General features: G+C 43.6%; 18 protein-coding genes, 2 tRNA genes, 1 pseudogene and 1 riboswitch. Of the genes and pseudogenes, 5 read left to right on the top strand and 16 right to left on the bottom strand.

The genetic code is table 11. The features are described 5' to 3' along the window. Nucleotide 1: 1 nt before the first annotated feature. The 10 genes from ACG95_RS03440 to ACG95_RS13940 all read right to left on the bottom strand — a co-directional run bounded on the left by ACG95_RS03440 (nucleotide 2) and on the right by ACG95_RS13940 (nucleotide 8976). Nucleotides 2-74 (bottom strand) — tRNA-Thr (locus ACG95_RS03440). A 3-nt stretch (nucleotides 75-77) separates the two neighbouring features. Next, nucleotides 78-159 (bottom strand) — tRNA-Leu (locus ACG95_RS03435). 425 nt (nucleotides 160-584) lie between these two features. Next, complete coding sequence (gene serS, locus ACG95_RS03430; protein ID WP_047999167.1) at nucleotides 585-1862, bottom strand: serine--tRNA ligase; 1278 nt, start codon at nucleotides 1860-1862, stop codon at nucleotides 585-587. A 282-nt stretch (nucleotides 1863-2144) separates the two neighbouring features. Then, nucleotides 2145-2780: a deoxynucleoside kinase gene (locus tag ACG95_RS03425; protein WP_047999166.1), complete on the bottom strand. Its 636-nt coding sequence runs from the start codon at nucleotides 2778-2780 to the stop codon at nucleotides 2145-2147. Between the two features lie 482 nt (nucleotides 2781-3262). Continuing rightward, entirely contained in the window at nucleotides 3263-4033 is a 771-nt protein-coding gene (locus ACG95_RS03420) for a M15 family metallopeptidase (protein ID WP_047999165.1), read from the bottom strand. Between the two features lie 166 nt (nucleotides 4034-4199). Further along, entirely contained in the window at nucleotides 4200-5651 is a 1452-nt protein-coding gene (locus tag ACG95_RS03415; protein WP_047999164.1) for an amino acid permease, read from the bottom strand. A 135-nt stretch (nucleotides 5652-5786) separates the two neighbouring features. After that, a riboswitch (Lysine riboswitch) is annotated at nucleotides 5787-5968 on the bottom strand. A 58-nt stretch (nucleotides 5969-6026) separates the two neighbouring features. Continuing rightward, nucleotides 6027-7709, bottom strand: a complete 1683-nt coding sequence (gene alsS / locus ACG95_RS03410; protein ID WP_047999163.1) for an acetolactate synthase AlsS — start codon at nucleotides 7707-7709, stop codon at nucleotides 6027-6029. 190 nt (nucleotides 7710-7899) lie between these two features. After that, complete coding sequence (locus ACG95_RS03405) at nucleotides 7900-8421, bottom strand: RrF2 family transcriptional regulator (RefSeq protein ID WP_047999162.1); 522 nt, start codon at nucleotides 8419-8421, stop codon at nucleotides 7900-7902. A gap of 1 nt (nucleotide 8422) precedes the next feature. After that, nucleotides 8423-8587, bottom strand: a complete 165-nt coding sequence (locus tag ACG95_RS14705) for a hypothetical protein (RefSeq protein WP_237756440.1) — start codon at nucleotides 8585-8587, stop codon at nucleotides 8423-8425. Then, nucleotides 8584-8976, bottom strand: a complete 393-nt coding sequence (locus tag ACG95_RS13940; protein WP_237756439.1) for a GNAT family N-acetyltransferase — start codon at nucleotides 8974-8976, stop codon at nucleotides 8584-8586. Before ACG95_RS13940 ends, ACG95_RS14705 begins: the two co-directional genes overlap by 4 nt. Nucleotides 8977-9037: 61 nt before the next feature. Between ACG95_RS13940 and ACG95_RS03395 the strand changes: the two genes are divergently transcribed. Continuing rightward, entirely contained in the window at nucleotides 9038-9844 is an 807-nt protein-coding gene (locus ACG95_RS03395; RefSeq protein WP_047999161.1) for a lp_1002 family arylesterase, read from the top strand. Between the two features lie 79 nt (nucleotides 9845-9923). Here ACG95_RS03395 and ACG95_RS03390 read toward each other — a convergent pair whose 3' ends face one another. Beyond that, a complete protein-coding gene (locus ACG95_RS03390; RefSeq protein ID WP_047999160.1) occupies nucleotides 9924-10586 on the bottom strand; it encodes a phosphatase PAP2 family protein in 663 nt (220 codons plus the stop codon). Between the two features lie 264 nt (nucleotides 10587-10850). On the opposite strand from ACG95_RS03390, the gene ACG95_RS03385 reads away from it, so the two are divergent. Further along, entirely contained in the window at nucleotides 10851-11876 is a 1026-nt protein-coding gene (locus tag ACG95_RS03385) for an LCP family glycopolymer transferase (protein ID WP_053072661.1), read from the top strand. 68 nt (nucleotides 11877-11944) lie between these two features. On the opposite strand, the gene ACG95_RS03380 is transcribed toward ACG95_RS03385, so the two are convergent. The 4 genes from ACG95_RS03380 to ACG95_RS03365 form a co-directional block, all read right to left on the bottom strand. Then, nucleotides 11945-12388, bottom strand: a complete 444-nt coding sequence (locus tag ACG95_RS03380; protein WP_047999159.1) for a threonine/serine exporter family protein — start codon at nucleotides 12386-12388, stop codon at nucleotides 11945-11947. Nucleotides 12389-12465: 77 nt separating this feature from the next. Then, a complete protein-coding gene (locus tag ACG95_RS03375; protein ID WP_082137290.1) occupies nucleotides 12466-13215 on the bottom strand; it encodes a threonine/serine exporter family protein in 750 nt (249 codons plus the stop codon). Between the two features lie 209 nt (nucleotides 13216-13424). Continuing rightward, on the bottom strand, nucleotides 13425-13625 hold the full coding sequence (locus ACG95_RS03370; protein WP_047999157.1) for a cold-shock protein: 201 nt from the start codon (nucleotides 13623-13625) through the stop codon (nucleotides 13425-13427). Between the two features lie 242 nt (nucleotides 13626-13867). Next, nucleotides 13868-14515: a metal-dependent transcriptional regulator gene (locus ACG95_RS03365; protein WP_047999156.1), complete on the bottom strand. Its 648-nt coding sequence runs from the start codon at nucleotides 14513-14515 to the stop codon at nucleotides 13868-13870. Between the two features lie 210 nt (nucleotides 14516-14725). Between ACG95_RS03365 and ACG95_RS03360 the strand changes: the two genes are divergently transcribed. After that, the gene (locus ACG95_RS03360; RefSeq protein ID WP_047999155.1) at nucleotides 14726-15070 is read left to right on the top strand and encodes a hypothetical protein; all 345 of its coding nucleotides are present in this window, start codon (nucleotides 14726-14728) and stop codon (nucleotides 15068-15070) included. 489 nt (nucleotides 15071-15559) lie between these two features. Here ACG95_RS03360 and ACG95_RS03355 read toward each other — a convergent pair whose 3' ends face one another. Further along, nucleotides 15560-16009 (bottom strand): MerR family transcriptional regulator, encoded by a 450-nt coding sequence (locus ACG95_RS03355; protein ID WP_047999154.1) that lies wholly within the window; start codon nucleotides 16007-16009, stop codon nucleotides 15560-15562. 129 nt (nucleotides 16010-16138) lie between these two features. Here ACG95_RS03355 and ACG95_RS03350 point away from each other — a divergent pair, with 129 nt between their 5' ends. Together ACG95_RS03350 and ACG95_RS14990 are read left to right on the top strand one after the other, a co-directional pair. After that, entirely contained in the window at nucleotides 16139-17611 is a 1473-nt protein-coding gene (locus tag ACG95_RS03350; protein ID WP_047999153.1) for an MDR family MFS transporter, read from the top strand. Then, a pseudogene (locus ACG95_RS14990) lies at nucleotides 17611-18332 on the top strand (DUF4811 domain-containing protein). Before ACG95_RS03350 ends, ACG95_RS14990 begins: the two are co-directional and overlap by 1 nt. Nucleotides 18333-18421: the final 89 nt, after the last annotated feature.

The raw sequence follows: 18421 nt of genomic DNA, 5'->3' as shown, positions 1-18421 counted from the left end.
ATGCCGACTAGAGGATTCGAACCTCCGACCTCCTCATTACTAGTGAGATGCTCTGCCAACTGAGCTAAGTCGGCATGTGCGGGTGAAGGGACTTGAACCCCCACGTCCGAAGACACTAGAACCTAAATCTAGCGCGTCTGCCAATTCCGCCACACCCGCATGATATTAACTATCATGCCTTGTTGTCGAAACAGGACTTATTTGTACGCCTTGACAACTATTTAACTTTATCATCATGTCTAATTCTTGTCAACATGTTTTTAAAATTAATTTTGGATAAATATACTTCTTCTTGAATGAATGACGCATATTTACCGACAAGAAATATTATAGCACGCCAATCGAAAATAGCAAACCCTATTTTCAAAAAAAGTGGTATTTATTTGAATTAATTATTGTCAATCGTGATATTAACAGCTTCCAAGCCGCTTTTTATCTTGGTACCCCGTTGCATTTACATCTTAAACCCTCTGTTGTAATTCTCACTATTAGTCCGGCGTCACCAATAACCGCCTTCCTAGATACTCATAAATTATGCAAAAAGCGAGTACCCATTGCTGAGTACTCGCCCTCACTAACTAATGTTAGCCTTGTTTTTCAATTTTAGTTTTACCATGCATGTAAGGAACCAAGACATCTGGAATCGTTACGGTACCATCTTCATTTTGGTAGTTTTCCAAAATAGCAGCAACGGTCCGCCCAACAGCTAAGCCACTACCGTTCAACGTGTGAACGAATTGTAACTTACCGTCTTCATCACGATATTGAATGTGTGAACGACGTGCTTGGAAATCAGTACAGTTAGAACAACTTGAGATTTCACGGTACTTGTCTTGTTCTGGGAACCAAACTTCAAGGTCATGTGTCATGGCAGCCGTAAAGCTCATATCACCAGTCGTTAAGGTGATCACGTGGTATGGCAAGTCCAGTTTCTTCAATAATGATTCTGCATTATTCGTTAACTTTTCAAGTTCATCCCATGAATCTTCAGGCTTCGTGAACTTAACCATTTCAACCTTATTGAATTGGTGTAAACGAATCAGACCCTTAGTATCGCGGCCGGCACTCCCTGCTTCTTCACGGAAGGCTGGTGACAACGCCGTAAAGTATACGGGTAATTTTTCAGTAGGGATTACTTCGTCACGGTAGTAGTTGACCAATGGGACTTCAGCCGTTGGAATCAACGTTAAATCTTGGGTCGTAATCCGGAAAGCATCTTCCTTAAACTTAGGGAATTGGCCAGTTCCGTACATTGATTCATCAGTAACCATGTATGGTGGTAAGATTTCGGTGTAACCCTCTTCTTCATGTTGATCCAAGAAGAAGTTGTATACGGCACGTTCTAGCTTGGCACCATCGCCAACGTAGTACAAGAAACGACTACCAGAAACTTTAGCACCGCGTTCAAAGTCTAAGATTCCAAGACTTTCACCAAGTTCCCAGTGGGCTTTAGGCGTAAAGTCAAACTTGCGTGGTGTTCCGATTCGACGTAATTCAACGGCGTCTTCTTCTTTAAGACTGATTGGAACGTCTGGGTGTGGCATGTTTGGTAGGTGGGCATCCATATCTTGAACCTTAGCATCGATCGCGCGACGTTGTTCATCCAAAGTCTTGATTTCGGCACTAACTTCTTGCATTTCGGCAATTTCAGCACTAGCATCCGCTTTGTCGCGCTTCTTCTGTGAGATTTCACCTGAAACTTGGTTACGAGTTGACTTTAATTGTTCACTCTTAGCAATCAATTCACGGCGTTGTTCGTCGGCAGCTAATAAATCATCGATATCACTAGCAGCGACCCCACGATGACCAAGTTGTTCCTTAACAAAATCTGGGTTCTGGCGAATCATCTTTACATCTAACATTTGTACACGTCCTCTACACATATTTTTGTAAATAAAAACAGTCCCTCCTCCCAATTGGGACGAAGAGACTGCGATTCGCGGTACCACCCAAGTTCAGGACCATAATGATCCCACCCTTTAAACGGATAACGGCCGAGCCGTGCAGAATTACCTGCCCACATTGTTGCGTCGGAGTTTCGACTACCAGTTCACACCACCCACTGGCTCTCTGAATATCTACTTGAAACGCACCGTGTTTTATATTTCATTACTTACTATAGATCATAACTGATAAAAAGGCAACTAAGCGAGGCTAGTAACTTTTTCATCGATCAAGCGAATAACTTCCTTACGGGCTTCTGGGTCCGCAACAAAGTCTAGTTGATCGCCATCAATCTGCATTTTAGGACTGTGATTATAGTTCGCATACCAATCCACATAGCGTGCATTTAAAGTCTGATAATAGTTGAATAGATCTGGATCTTGATCGATCTGTTCATAAGAACGTCCACGTTTTTGAATCCGTTGTAACATCGTATCAAACGAGATGTTGATATGGATCAACAGATCTGGACTCTTCTGATGTGAGGCTTCTGGGAGTTCTTGCATCATGTTATTCAGTAACGAATCGTAAATGTCGACCTCAGTATTCGTTGCGCGACCTAAGTCACCGTTTAAGTGGAATAGCAATGAGTCTTCGAAGATCGAACGATCAAGTACGTCCAAGTCATTAGCATAGGTTGACTTAATACTATCAAGCCGTTTATTTAAGAAATAGATTTGTAATAAGAACGCGTATTTTTTAGGGTCCTTATAAAATAACGGTAAAATGGGATTGTCATCAACAGATTCGTAAAACGCGGTTGAGCCAAAATGGTCAGCGACTAATTGCGTTAAACTCGTCTTGCCGGCACCGATTGTTCCTGACATTACAAGCATGGGGGTCTCTCCTTTTATTCACGTCAAAATTTCATTCATCATTAAAAAGTAACACTACATATTGTACGCACCCATGCGGTAAAATGCAATATCTGGGGGAAGAAAATAGAGTGCGCCAGCAGGCGGTTAGGGACCGAGCATAGCCTAGGAGGAGTGAGGAGTGCGTTTTTTTGTAATCGTTGCTTCTCCGTAGCTAAGCGGAGGGCCCTGCCTGCTGGCGCACGTTTCAGCTATTAACGTGGAATCAGGGATTATTCCGGTCTTGGGAATAGTCCCTGATTTCGGGTTAAGCGGAGCAAGCTGGCTTTTGGCGCACGTTTCGGCTATTACCATCAGAGAATGAGGTTTTACCCATTACGCCCCATCTACCGCAAGCTCCAAATATATTATCCTCAATACGCCCCTCATGGTGCCTACAGCATTAACTGTCAAATGTATGGTTAAAAAAAGGATTCCACAGCAACCCGCAGAATCCTCAAAATTTATTTATTCGCTTTTTCACGTGCCTGTAGCAAACTAACGTACTGTTCCAACGTTAAGTTGTGCTTAGTCATGAACTGCGCACTCGCCTTACCGACATAGCGAAAATGCCACGACTCATAATCAATCCCGGTTGACTTCTCACCAGCCTTCGTAAACCGTAAGACAAAGCCGTAATCGGCTGCGTGGTTGATCAACCACTGTTGCCCCTTGGCCTTATCCGAAGAAGACAACAACTGATTGCCATGATTATTATACCAAGTTGTATTCATAATATCCGCAGCCAAACCAGTCTCATGTTCACTGGCTCTCGGTACTGCGACGTATTCTTTCGTCAATTTCAGAGCTTCCTTAGCCGTTTTACCCTGATTCTCATAAGTCTGAATCGATTGATCCCAAACTTCCTGTTGGTAAGCTACGGAACGATACCCAGAGACAATTGTTGCCGGATAGCCAGCCTTTTTTGCACCGGCAATAAAAGCTTCTAACGGCTTAACAATTGAACTCCGTACCGCAATCCCGTTGACACTGGACTTATCAAACGTCATTTCACTGTGCTTATGCCACTCGTTAACAACCACCAAATCACTGTCAGTCGACTTAACGCCCTTAGGTAACGCACTGATCAATTTCTGCCGCTTGGTCTGTGTCTTAGTCGTTTTTTGACTACTTGTCGCAGTAGCCTTCGTTGCAGTGGTTTTAGTCGTCCCGCAACCACTTAAAGCCCCAACTATCGTTACTAAAGCTAGTCCTGTCCATACTTTTCTCAACATCTCTCTCGCTGCCTTTCTCATCCTAATCCTAGCATGACTGGTATCCAACCATGACAGTTGCATATCAGACTTTGAACTCTCTTAATAATTCTGGTTATACTCTACACTTTAAAATTAACACAAAAAAAGTATCAGCGGTATGCTGATACTTAAAATTTTACTGAATTTAGCCGTTATCAGAATGATGCTTCGTTAGATCAACTTTATCTAACGGAATCATCTTAGTTCGATAGCGAATTTTATAATAGGCATATAAAACGATGAACAGCGGGATACTCATGTAGGTGACCCCAATCGCTTGCCAATCCCACGTTGCAAATGAATGTAAATCTTGACCCGCAATAACGACAATACACAGAATGAATGCAAACCAAGGTCCAAATGGGAACCACTTAGCATGGTAACGCAATTCGTCCAACGAATGTCCCTGCTTGATAAAGGCCTTACGGAAGCGCAGATGTGAAATCGCAATCCCTAACCAAGCGATAAATCCGGTTAAACCACTAGCTGATACTAAGAAGATATAGATACGAGCACCGAATAGGCTTGATAAGAAGGTCAACAAACCGATGACGGTCGTTCCTAGTAAAGCCATCACTGGAATTCCACGACGGTTCACCCGACCAAACGTCTTAGGTGCGTATCCCTGTAAAGAAAGTGAATACAGCATCCGCGTTGAAGCATACATCCCTGAGTTAGCGGCTGACAAGACTGACGTTAAAATGACCGCGTTCATGACACTAGCCGCAGCAGCCAATCCCGCCCGTTTGAAGACTAACGTAAACGGACTGATGGCAATATCGCTGGCAGATGATCCCAATAAGTCTTTAGACGTATAAGGAATGATTGCCGCGATCACAAAGATGGCTAGAATATAGAATAACAGAATTCGCCAGAAAACTTGTTTGATTGCAGCCGGAATACTCTTTTCAGGCGTTGCTGATTCGCCCGCCGTAATCCCAATCAATTCAGTCCCTTGGAATGAAAAACCAGCGACGACGAAGACACTCAAAATGGTTGGAATTCCACCAACAAATGGTGCCTTTTTCAAGGTAAAGTTACTCAAACCAGTTGCGTGACCACCCATAATCCCGAAGATCGTTAATACCCCGATCACCAAGAAAACAAGTACGGTAACGACTTTGACCAAAGATAGCCAGTATTCCGTCTCACCAAATGAACGTACGGATAACGCGTTGATCGTAAAGATTAGCACCAGCGCAATTAGACTAAAGACCCACCCTGGTACGGATGGCAGCCAAAATTGCATAACGATCGCCGCCGTACTGATATCAACTGCCAAGGTAATGGCCCAGTTGAACCAGTAGTTCCAGCCCATTGCGAATCCCATTGCCGGATCAACGAACCTGGTCGCATAAGTCGAGAACGACCCTGATACGGGTAAGTACGTGGCCATTTCGCCTAGACTGGTCATTAAGAAATAGACCATAATCCCAATCCCCACGTAAGCGAGTAACGCCCCGCCAGGACCTGCCGTTGAAATTGCCGAGCCCGAAGCTACGAATAGCCCCGTCCCGATACTACCACCTAATGCAATCATGGATAAGTGCCGTGTTTCTAAAGAGCGATGCACTTCCTGATGTTGTTCTTCTGCCATTGCAGAACCTCCAAAAATCGATTTATATCTAAAAGTGTTCACACCGATTCAGTTATGTTGGCTCAAAATAAAAAGTCTCCTTGCAAAGTGCGCAAAAAGACTTTAATCAGATTAGCTTACATAAATGCTGATTTCATGGTCGATAGCGCCCCGCGACTATTCTAGCCGCGACAGTCCTTGATTTATTCAACCAAGGCCCAACAAAGCAATCAGTCACCGATCACTTCATTTCGGCGGTCGCCCCTTTCACTAGCCTTCATCGGTGGTGACCCACCTCCAGCTGGTTACTCATGTTAACCGCGTCCTCTTCTTTCGATATACTCAATCATTATAGCTAACTCATCTGTATTTGACAACCGGCTATACCAGTTGTTTTTAATAAAATTGATCTGGTAACATTGTTTGACCAAGGGCTTTGTTATCTGAATAATCGATTGGAATATCCACGATAACGGGACCTTCAGTTGCAAAAGCCTGGTCAAGAATCTGATCAAGATCTGCAGGTTTATTAACTCGTAAACCAGTGGCACCAAAACTCTCAGCGTACTTAACAAAGTCAACGGGGCCAAAATGAACCGCCGCGTCTTCGCCATATTTCATCTCTTCTTGGAACTTAACCATGTCGTAAGTCCCATCATTCCAGATCAAATGTACGATGTTCAAGTTCATCCGTACAGCTGTTTCAAGTTCTTGAGCAGAGAATAGGAACCCACCGTCACCAGATACGGAAACAATCTGGGTGTTTGGCCGGACTAAAGCTGCCGCAATCGCCCAAGGTAATGCCACACCCAACGTTTGCATCCCGTTACTGAATAACAAGTGTCGTGGTTCGTAGCTCCGGAAATGGCGTGCCATCCAGATATAGTGACTACCCACATCGACAGCTACAGTCATTTCATCGGTAACTCGTTGCTGTAATGCTGAGATCACAGACAACGGGTGACTTAAAGACGAATTTTCATCAATATTAGGCACAAAATCCCGGGTTTGAAGTCGTTCTTGCAGCTCATTTAGATAAGCTTGAGATTCTTCTCCCAAATCGTAGCCCTTCATGTAAGGCAACAAGAAGTCCAACGTTTGTGCGATATCCCCAATCAATTCTGTCTCTGGTTGGAAGTTATGATCGATTTCAGCACGCATATCATCGATGACAACGATGCGTGACTTACCTTCAGCATTCCAGTTACGTGGTTCGTATTCGATTGGATCGTAACCCACAGCAATGACTAAGTCTGATTTCTTCAGTAACATGTCACCTGGTTGGTTGCGGAACAAGCCGACCCGACCAAAGAAGTGGTTCGCTTCTAAGTCACGTGAGATTACTCCGGCAGCTTGGAATGTTTCGATAACGGGTAGGTTTGCATCCGATACTAAGTTCCGAATCGCTGCGGTTACTTCTGGTGAAGATGCACGCATCCCAACTAGTAAAACAGGCAATTTGGCTGCCTTGATCTTCTGAGCTAAGAGTGTTGCTTCAACCGGACTAGCAGGTCCTAATTTGGGTGCCTGAATCGGTTTGATAATTGGCCGTTTAACTATTGAGTCCGTAACATCTTGGGGAACACTGATGAAACTAGCCCCCTGTTTAGCAGCCGTTGCTTCTTGATAAGCATTCGCAAGTACTTCTGAGATATTCTCTGGTTCTTGCACTTCAGCACTATACTTCGTAATTGGTTGGAAGAGTGCCGCGTTATTCATACTTTGGTGAGTTAAACGTAATAAATCAGCCCGTTGAACCTGACCAGCAATCGCTAGAACAGGATCACCTTCTGCCGTTGCTGTAACGAGGCCAGTCGCCAAGTTACTAGCACCAGGACCAGAAGTCGCCATCACAACCCCTGGCTTACCCGTAATCCGGCCAATACCAGCCGCAATGAAAGCCGCGTTTTGTTCATGACGCGTCACTACTAGCTTAGGAGTCTTAGGATTAACTGGATGTTCTAATCGTTCAAAGACCCGGTCAATTTTGGCACCGGGAATACCAAATACATATTTAACGTCGTGGTTTGCAAGGCTGTCAACAATTGCGTCAGCCCCATAGTATTTCTTATCTGCCATGTTGTTCTCCTCATCTTTGTGAAAATCAATGTTAGAATACCACAAAAAACACCGTAATAATAGCATTTTCAGCCTTGTGAAATAAAGTTCATCATTTTTAAAACATCAAAAAACATGCTTAATGCCGGTCCATCTTGCTTTACCAAGCGAAAACGTTCTCATTTTTCACTAACTTTGTAGCCCCCCTCACTTAGTCAGTACGCATCCTCGTTAATAGCTGGTTCAATTGCATCATCTTATCATCTGACTGGTTCGTCCAGTCCAACACTGGAATCTCTTGAACCGCCAATAATTCTTTGATCAACGTGGCAATCTTTTGCTGACTTAAAAAGGTTAACCACAGTTGGTCAGCCTGAGCAAAAATAGCGTTAACTACTTTAGTCCCCTCATCAGCAACGGGTTCAACATCCTTAAAGACCTGATCGAAATAGCCATGATCCGGAAACGACTGTAAAGGACCTTCAATTGCGGTGACAACGTCCGTAATTGAAATCTCTTCCGGCGAACGAGCTAGATGGACCCCACCGTTATTGCCACTAGTTGAAGTAACTAACTCTGCCACAACTAGTTTACGGATGATTTTGCGAATATACGTGGCTGAGCCCCCGATTCGTTCATGGATCACATCGGCCGTTAACGGAATCGTTGGCTGTTGTGTTGCTAACAAAACAATCATGCAAGCGGCTTGTTCAAATGATTTAGCAAGTTGCATGTTACTCATCTCCCTGTGGTAACGTAACACATTCATAAAAAAGTTCAGTCTCGCCGGCACCAAATGGCGCATAGTCTGGGTGGCGAACGGCATCATATTGCTGAAAATTAGCACGACTCAAAATTTGCTTAGAAGCCGGGTTATCCGCTAAACAACTAGCGGTCATCCGTCGCAATTGCAACGTTTCAAAACCATATTGTTGTAATTGACGAACGCCGCCGTCATAATCCCTCGACGCCAGTACCGGCCATTCAACATGTATCCCAGATCCATTTCTTGAGTTGCCGGCTCACCGGCGTTAGTTATTCGTTCATACAAGCCAATACTCCCAATTACTTTATGCTCAGCGACTAATTCAATAGCAAAGATTTGCGGTAACTTTGACTGTTGGCGTAACAAAAACTCGGCTTCAGTTAAACTGTGTGCTGGTGTAAAGCCAGCCGGTGCCGCAACTGCTGGATCACATACCAATTCATAGTAATCCGTAACATCCGCATCCGTAAACGGTCTTAATTCTAATTGTTCCCCCTGAACTGTAACCGTGACCATTACCATATCTGTCCCACCTGTCTTGCGTTATAATAGTTATGTTAACCATATCAATTGAGGTGATTGCATGCAAGTTATCCAACAAAAATTAACGAATAATCAGACCCAACTGACCGGATTTTTACACACACCGGATCAGAATGCGCATCAAACTGAACTGCCAGCCGTCATCATTGTTCCAGGTGGGTCTTACACCCATATTCCAACGGGACAGGCTGAAACCCTTGCGATGGCATTTGCGGGGCATGGCTATCAAGCCTTTTATTTAGAATATACCCTGCTTAGTAATCAACAACCATTAGGACTTACACCTGTATTCGACCTCGCTGAAGCTGTCTGCTTACTAAAGCAACACGCTACAGAGTGGCACATCATTGCTGACCAGATTACCTTAGCTGGTTTCAGCGTCGGTGGTCACATCGTCGCACTCTATAATGATTATTGGCAGAACCTCCTGCCTTCAAAACTCGACGTTGAAGCCACAGCCCTGAAACCAGCCAACGTTATTTTAAGTTACCCAGTTATCAGTCCACTGCTAGGTTTTCCTAAAGACGCGGCCACGATTGCAACTTGGAGCACGCAACCAACTGATCTAGCCGCAGAACAACACGTCAATCTAAATAATCGCCCTCCCTTTATCTGGGCAACCGCGGATGATCCGATCGTTCCCGCCACTAACGCCTTAGCTTATGCAACGGCCTTAGCCACGGCTAACATTGCCTATGAACTCCACGTTTTTCGCCACGGTCCCCATGGCTTAGCATTAGCTAACGCCCAAACCGCTTGGAAACCGGATGCCGACCAGCCACACGCCGCTCACTGGCTATCATTAGCGTTGGAGTGGTTAGCTGAACAAGCTACCCAAAACCATTGATTTTTAGAACAATCAAAAAAACCGTCACGATTAACGTGGCGGTTTTACTTATCTCATCACTATTTCGATTACTTTAAAATTATAAGTATGAACGATAGAATAATTTCCATTGAAATAATCCCGGTGCCCAGAAGACGTAGAACCACTGCATAACCTGTGACCAAGTCCAAGCTAACAGCACAGCGCCAATTGTATCCGTTGGGTAATGTGCTGACAAATACACTCGTGACAGCATCACTAAAATCAACCAAACAATACTCCCCCACCGAACAACCTGAGATAATCGATAATTAGGTAATTCAGGAACTACGAAGAGTAGAATCACGCTGACCAACACAAACGTTCCTAACACATGACCACTTGGATAACTATAACCAGTATCCTGTGCCAAGTGATTGATTGGCCGGGCTCGTGCTACCAAGTGTTTCATGATGAAACCTAGAACCATTGCTCCAGCCATATATGCTAACGACCAAAAGGCCTGAATTTTATATTTAAAGCCATAGAGTAAAAATGATAATATCACAATCCATAGCACATCTAGCCCAGGCGAAGCCAACCAAGCGATTACTTTATAAAAAGCTACCCACACACCACTACTGCTGACCTGCACCAGCGATGTAATTGCAGCATCCAACAAATCAATACCAATTGCGCCATCACTAATAAAATAGCTCAAATAGGCAAATAAAATAATGCCAATGACGAACTTGATCGGCCGGCTGCGCGACTTATCGATCATCAAAACAAGAACCCCCATCAATATTTAAATTAACAAAATTATACCATATCTGTTAATTAACTGAATAAAAGCTTAATATTACCGGCAGAACCTTAAAAAAAAACAAAGAAGTCATTGGTTAGTCCTTCTTTATTAACAAAAAGGTTATGCTTAATTCCAAGTTTGACATTTATTCGGTCGCAATTGTTATGTGGATTCAGTTTCCGCTGAACCGAAAAAATGCTAAAATAATGGGGTACATACAATCATTGGAGGAAGAATTTAATGGAAGACATGCCAAGTCGCTCAGAAATGCACAACGAGGGTTCACAGAAGAACAACGGAAAGGGTCCTAAGAAAAGACATCCTGTCCGTACGACAATTTTAGTCATCATCGCCGTATTGCTAGTCGGAACTGGGGCCTTTGCCGCCCGAACCTTCTATAACGCTAAGAAGGCAGCCGACACGGTCTTTAAGAGTAGTGGAATCAGCAAGTCACGTGATACCAGCGCTGTCTTGAGTGGCAAGAAGCCTTTCTCAATTCTCTTACTAGGAACTGATACTGGGGCTCTCGGTCGTGACTACAAGGGTCGCACCGATACGGTTATTCTAGCAACCATCAACCCACAGACTAAGACAACCACACTGATGAGCTTACCTCGAGATGCTGAGGTTGCCGTCACTGGTTTCGAACAGGATTTCCCAAGCAAACTTAATGCCGCTTACGCTTATGGTAGTGCGGGAACAACCATCAAGACCGTCCAATCATGGTTGAACGTCCCAGTTGATTACTACGCCTTGATCAACATGGGTGGTATGAAGAAGGTCGTCGATGAAATCGGTGGCGTGGACATTACGCCAATTCGGACCTTCACTTATGAAGGCTACACCTTCACTAAGGGACAAAAGACCCATATGGCTGGTGCCAAGGCGCTCGCCTACTCACGGATGCGTTACGATGATCCATTGGGTGACTATGGTCGTCAACAACGTCAACGTCAATTGATCACTGCTATCATCAGTGAAAGCAGTAGTGCTTCTAACTTACTCAAACAAGACTTTATGTCATCAATTGCAAAACAAACTCGAACTGACTTAACTTTAGGTAACTTAACTAGCATCTTCACCAATTATCGGGTTGCCACTAAGAACGTGGTTTCTGATCATGCTCAAGGAACTGGTAAGATGATTGATGGGCAATCATTCGAAGTTGTTTCTCAATCAGAAAAGCAACGCGTTACCAACGTCCTTCGTAGCTCTTTAGACTTAAAGGCCGCTACAACTGGAAAAAAGTACGCTAACCAAAATTAATTCTATTTAACAGATCAAATAAAAATGGATGCCTTCTAGGGCATCCATTTTTATTTTGAATTATTATTTTAGTAACGCCAACGCAACGTACAGAACGTTATCAAGCGATTCAACAATTCAGCCAATAAGAATCCTAAAGCAATCGCACCCGTAATCATTACGACCTGCAACGTAAACGACACCGCTTGTCGATAATTTCCCAGCGCAAAGTTGCGGACCATCTGATAGGCCTGACTTCCCGGCACAAATGACACCAGACTAGGAATGTTAAAAATAATTGCCGGCATTTTTTTATACCGTGCTGCTAGACTACTCAGTACGCCAATTCCCACTGAGCCAATCAAACTTCCTAGGACAACGCCACCATCAAATGCTTGCACAATCAGATAGCCGCCCCAAGTCAATGTCCCAATCCAACCAGCTACATTCAGTGCTTGGTGCGGAATATTAATGATTAAACCAAATCCCAAAACAGCAATGTACGCTAACGCTAACTGTCCAACGACTGCCATCTTGCACCTCCATCGTCTTAAACTAGCTGTAACTTAACCGGCTAGTCTTTTATTATTTCTACTTATGCCACAGCTTTTTAGAAAAGCGTGATCACCATTGCAATTCCAAATCCTAGCGCTGCAGCGCTCAACATGGCTTCTACACCCCGGGCCGGGCCACTGACAAAGTTGCCAGCTAACGTGTCGCGTACCGCGTTAGTCAATGGCACCCCCGGCACTAGTGGCATCAGAGCACCAATAATAATATCGTTAACATTGGTCCCCCAGCCAATCTGGCAAGCCCACTCGGCACCAAAGCCAATTAATAAAGCCGCCATCAACTCACTGAGAAATTTGATCTTCAAGTAACGATTAAGCAGATAAAAGACGAGGTACCCAAGTGTTCCAATCACAACCGTTGGCCAAGTATTGATTACTTCCTGACGAAACATGATCATCAACGGACCACTGACAAGCGCAGCTCCTACCAATTGTAACCACAATGGGAATGATCGAGATGCCGCATCGATTTGATTCAACCGTTCATATAAAGTCGTCAGATCAATCTTCGTATCCGCAAATTGCCGTGACAACTGATTGACCTGTGCCACTTTTTCCAAATCAATCGTTCGTTGATTGATCGCTGCAATCTGGGTCGCATTACGCCCCTGAATTGACATCATCACGCCGGTAATCGTCACGTAAGTATTAGCCGAAACGACCCCGGCGTTTTGCGCAATTCGCATCATCGTATCATCGACTCGTGAGATTTCAGAACCATTTTCAACCATGATTTTGCCAGCTTTCAAACACGTTGCAATAATCAATTCATCCGCAGTCATCTTCAGTCAGCCCCATTTCTCAAGACTCATCGCTTACAACGACTAATCTCGTTAATTGTCATCCTTCAATAAGTCTTACTTTAGCCAAAATAACGTCGTTAGTAAAGGAATATCTAAACTTTTATCTGACTTAACTTAGCGATTATTAAAAGACAACAAAAAACCGGTGATGGGAAAATCCCATTACCGGTTTTTATTAGCCATTTAAGCGTTAATTAAGCTTTAGTAACGTTAACTGCTTGTGGGCCACGATCGCTTTCTTCAACGTCGAAGTTTACAGCTTGGCCTTCTTCAAGACTCTTGAAGCCGTCTTCTTGGATAGCTGAGAAATGTACGAATACATCGCTACCGTTTTCGCGAGTGATAAAACCAAAACCCTTATCAGCGTTGAACCATTTAACTGTTCCGTGTTCCATAATAAAAAATCCTCCTAGTGCGTTTTGCACGTATAAAATTAATGTAAATCATGATTCGGTGCAAATGGGGATAGTTTATTGAAACGATCTGACCAAAATTACCTAACCAAGCTACATGAGTAATTGTAGCATATTGCTTTTAAAAAAGGTAGTGAATCACAGCGATTTCATATAAAACTTTCTTGCCCCATAAACATCATAGTATAACCAGCTAAACTAACTTAGTTTCAATCAAACTAAGCCTATTTAACAAAGACATTATGTGCTGCTTTAAAACTAATTGGAATCTGTTCACCGGTCTTTTTAATCAATACCGTCACTGGGCCTTCGAACGGATCATGCTTCATAACTGTAATCTGTTGTCCGATTTTTAGCGGTGTATCATGTAAATACATCAACAAGTCATGATTATCAATAAACCGTTCAACCATAACATTGGCCCCATCTTCGGTATCGGCTAGGCTAACATGACTGTCTTCTTGGTAGTGACCTTCCTTATCAGGAATTGCGCCACCGTGAGGACAGTACGTTGGGTTGCCTAAAAATTCTTCTAACGAATTAATCAAACGATCACTAGTAACGTGTTCCAAAACTTCCGCTTCAGTATGCACGTCGGGCAAATCGTAATTCAACTTATCAACTAAGAAATCTTCCCAGATCCGGTGCTTACGGACTAACGTCTCGGCATACCGAATCCCCTTCTTAGTCAATGAAATCCCCGCATATGGGGTATGCTTTGCTAAGCCTTCTTGAACTAATTTACCAACCATTTCCGTAACGGATCCGGCTGCGATGTCTAAGCTTAACGCAATCTGCTTATTGGACACCTTTTTCTTCGTACCACCAAGCTCGAAAATAATTTTCAAGTAATCTTCCTTCATGGGGGTCATGGCTATTTTTCACCTCAACTAAAATTGTTTCTATCTAAAATTCTCTGAATATAATTCTAACATCTTACTACAATTGTGACACTAGTTCCAGCGCGATGAGTTTAAGCGGTTACCAAAACTTTGAAAAAGAAACCTAATCGTGCCATAATTAAATTGTAGCGCAATTGTCTTAATTTTTAAATGTGCTCCACACTAAGGAGGAACCGCATCGTGAATGATGATGCTCAATTATCAATAACACAGCTTAATGATAGTTTGCAGCATAAAGCGGTTGAAGATTTTGCAACCTTTTACATACCACTTTTTGATGCTAACAATCTCGAAATGATGTCGAACTATGACGTCGCCCAGTACATGACAGATATTAATGCCCAACTTACCTATGGCCGCTTTATGACCAATGCACAACGGATAAGTGATAGTATTAATACCTCATTTGCCGACTACGTTAGTCTGATCGCACAGCTTGGTCAAAAGTACTTCTCCAGTGGCAACGCCGCCCTACCATGGCAAGAATGGTACGCGACCCACTTCGCTCAACTGGCAACCTCTTAAACCTTCGCTTAAAGCTGTCAGTAATAGTATTTCAGTGCTTATTAGCTGAAACGTTATCAACAATCCACTGAGTTTGGGATTTTCCCAAGCTCTTTTTTGTACCCGTTATCGACGCGGCCACCTGGAATCTCAGCCTATTCAGTGCAAACAAAAAGCCCCAAGCTTTCCCGCAGCACTTGGGACCCCTGATAGGTATCATCACCGGGCGATTGAATACTACTACTAGTTTTCAATTACACGTTGTTTTTATGCACGATTACTACCTAGACTAGCTAGGCATCTCTGCGCTATTTCGCGCTCCGTTGTAAATCCTCTTACAAAGTTAAACTTCAAAACACGACCAACATGACACGGTCAACCCAGCCATAAGATCGGTTGACGAACGGGAAACTTTAATGCCCAAGTGACTGACCGATACCTACACCCTAAATCTAACATTAATCAATCGTTTTCACAAGTTGAAAGGCGCGCTTCTACTGGTTTATCTCGTTAAACGGGATAGACGCGATAGTGAGGTTCTTCATCCTGAATAAAACAATAAAGTTGTTGCTTATGCTCCTCATCAAAGTAGCCTAAATTGATCATGTGATGACCATCCCGTTCTTCAATTCCCTGAAAACTAGTCATGACAAAAATCCGCATCATATCCATTTGATTACCATAACCATCCGCACGTTCGACCGCAGCGGCTAACGTAAAACCTTCATCCAACATCATTTTAATAAAATGAACCCGCATCAACGTCCCGTATGCGTAACGGTGCGTCGTGTTTTTCTCGCCGGCTTGCAGCGTATGAATATAATTTTTCTGTTCCCAATAGCGTAACTGAGTCTGTGAAACACCCGTCATCTTTGCTAAGTCACTGATTCCAATTGTAAATTGGTGTTTATGAATCTGGTCCTTGAACTTCTTGAAGGACACACCCTCTTGATTATCCACGTGTCAGCCTCTTTTCTAACAATTTCAATATTTAGTATATATTTTTTGATATTATTGTCAAGTTTGTTGACAAAGTTATTAAATCCGATTATATTAGACAACGTACTTTGTTAGAGAGAAGGGATTTAATTGTCAACAACTGTTGATACGCATGGCAAACCGTATAATCGCGCTTTGCTCATTGCCGTCTTATTAGTTGGTACTTTTTGTACCGTGCTTAACCAAACGATTTTAACCACTGCCTTCCCCACGTTAATGAAGGATTTCGACATTACGACGTCGACAGTGCAATGGTTAACAACCGGATTTATGTTAGTTAACGGGATCATGATTCCCGTTAGCGCTTGGCTCAGTTCGCGGATTTCAACTAAATGGTTGTATCTCGCAGCGATGAGCATCTTCGAAATTGGGACGATTATTTGTTGGACCGCCCCCAACTTCGGTACTTTATTAGCTGGTCGACTGATTCAGGCTGTGGGTGTCGGTGTTACGATGCCACTCCTACAGACCATCATGTTAACGATTTTCCCCGCAGATAAACGTGGCGCTGCCATGGGAACTGCCGGAATCGTTATCGGCTTAGCTCCAGCCATTGGCCCAACCCTTTCAGGATGGGTTATTGACAACTTATCATGGCGTGACCTTTTCGGTTTAATTGTACCGATTGTAGCCATCGTTATGATTGCCGGCTTCTTCTTCATGGCTAACGTTTTGGAAACATCTAAACCAAAATTAGACTTCTTATCATTAGTCTTATCAACAGCCGGTTTCGGGAGTTTACTCTATGGCTTCTCATCCGTTGGTGATAATGGCTGGACCTCAGCCATCGTTCTTTCAACCTTGATCATTGGGGTGATCCTGATTGCCGGTTTTGTCTGGCGTCAATTGACTATGAAAAATCCATTCTTGGAATTACGGGTCTTCAAACACGCTGAATTCACCGTTGCAGCTATCCTTAGTGCCGTTGCCAATATGGCAATGGTCGGAGCTGAAATGGTCATTCCGTTATACTTGCAAATTATTCACGGCTTTACCGCCTTTGAATCAGGCCTCTCACTCTTGGCTGGTGCCCTGATGATGGGGATCATGAGCCCAATTACTGGTCGCGCATTTGACCGCTTTGGTGCCCGTCGTCTTTCTATCTTAGGGATGCTACTACTGACTGTTGGGACGATTCCATTCGCCTTCATCACTCGTACTACGCCTACCGTCTATATCGTTGTTCTTTACGCACTACGGATGTTCGGTATCGCCATGGTTATGATGCCCGCAACTACTGCTGGGATGAATGCTCTTCCCGTTGATTTAATGGGACACGGGACGGCCGTTAATAATACCACTCGTCAGATTGCTAGTTCCATTGGGACTGCCATCTTAACGTCAGTCTTATCAAACGTGACGGATGCTTCCAAGCCAGCACATAGCATGATTAAGAGCAACCCACTTGGCTACCAAAACAGTTACTTTAACGCGACCTTAAATGGTTATCACGCTGCCTTCTGGGTAGCCGTCGCATTCTCCGTTATCGGTTTAGTGGTTGCCTTCTTCATGAAGGACAAACAACATTCCGTTAAACCCGTTGCTAAGGAGGTGAACGACTAATGATTCTTATTTTATTAGTTGCAAGTACGCTTGCACTCTTCCTATCATTTATCTACGTTCACCGGACCGCACTGCGAATGACTCTAACCATCATCTTTGGTGCGCTCATGCTAGTTTCAATCGTCTTCATTTCTTTGAACGACAGTCAGCATTACGGTATGGTCAAAACAACAACTACTGCCACGACTTCACTGAAGTCTGCTAGCAGTAGCAAACAGATGGACTTGCTACTATACCAAAGTGTGGGCACAGCTGATAAGCACCGGGTCTACATCTACAAGACCACTACGAATCAGAAGAAAGTCAGTCACACGACGGCTAGCGTAAAAACGGCTAACCAAGTCAAGACAACGACTGCCACCCTAAGTTAGTAACCAAAACGACGCGTTGGACTTACAAGAACAACGCAATGAAGTTCTGGTTCGGGTTAGCTAACAACGACAAACAGCTCATCAAACGTACGAACTACTTCTACGTTAAGAAGAGTTGGGCCGTTCTAAGCACGACTCAAGCAAAGCAATTCAGTAAGTTGATGAAACAACAACAAGCAACTTTGAAAGCACGTGCAACAGTTTACGTTCAAAATCAAGTTAAGGCCGCAATGGTCAAGAACCCAACAATGAGCCAAGCTCAATTAGCACAAGTGCAAAAGGCAGCGGCAGCACAATACCAAGCCAACGCTATTCAAAGCATGATTAAAACCGTCAAGGCTAGTAAATAATTAGTTTTGATTTCAAAAGGTCGGTCAAGTTAGCATTCCTGCTAATCTGACCGACCTTTTTTGCTAAGCTTAAGATAGAGTCTCTTCCA

Source organism: Lactiplantibacillus herbarum (assembly GCF_001039045.1).
Classification (GTDB): domain Bacteria; phylum Bacillota; class Bacilli; order Lactobacillales; family Lactobacillaceae; genus Lactiplantibacillus; species Lactiplantibacillus herbarum.
Note: the sequence above shows the minus strand (reverse complement) of the source record. Positions and strands in the feature narration are given on the sequence as shown.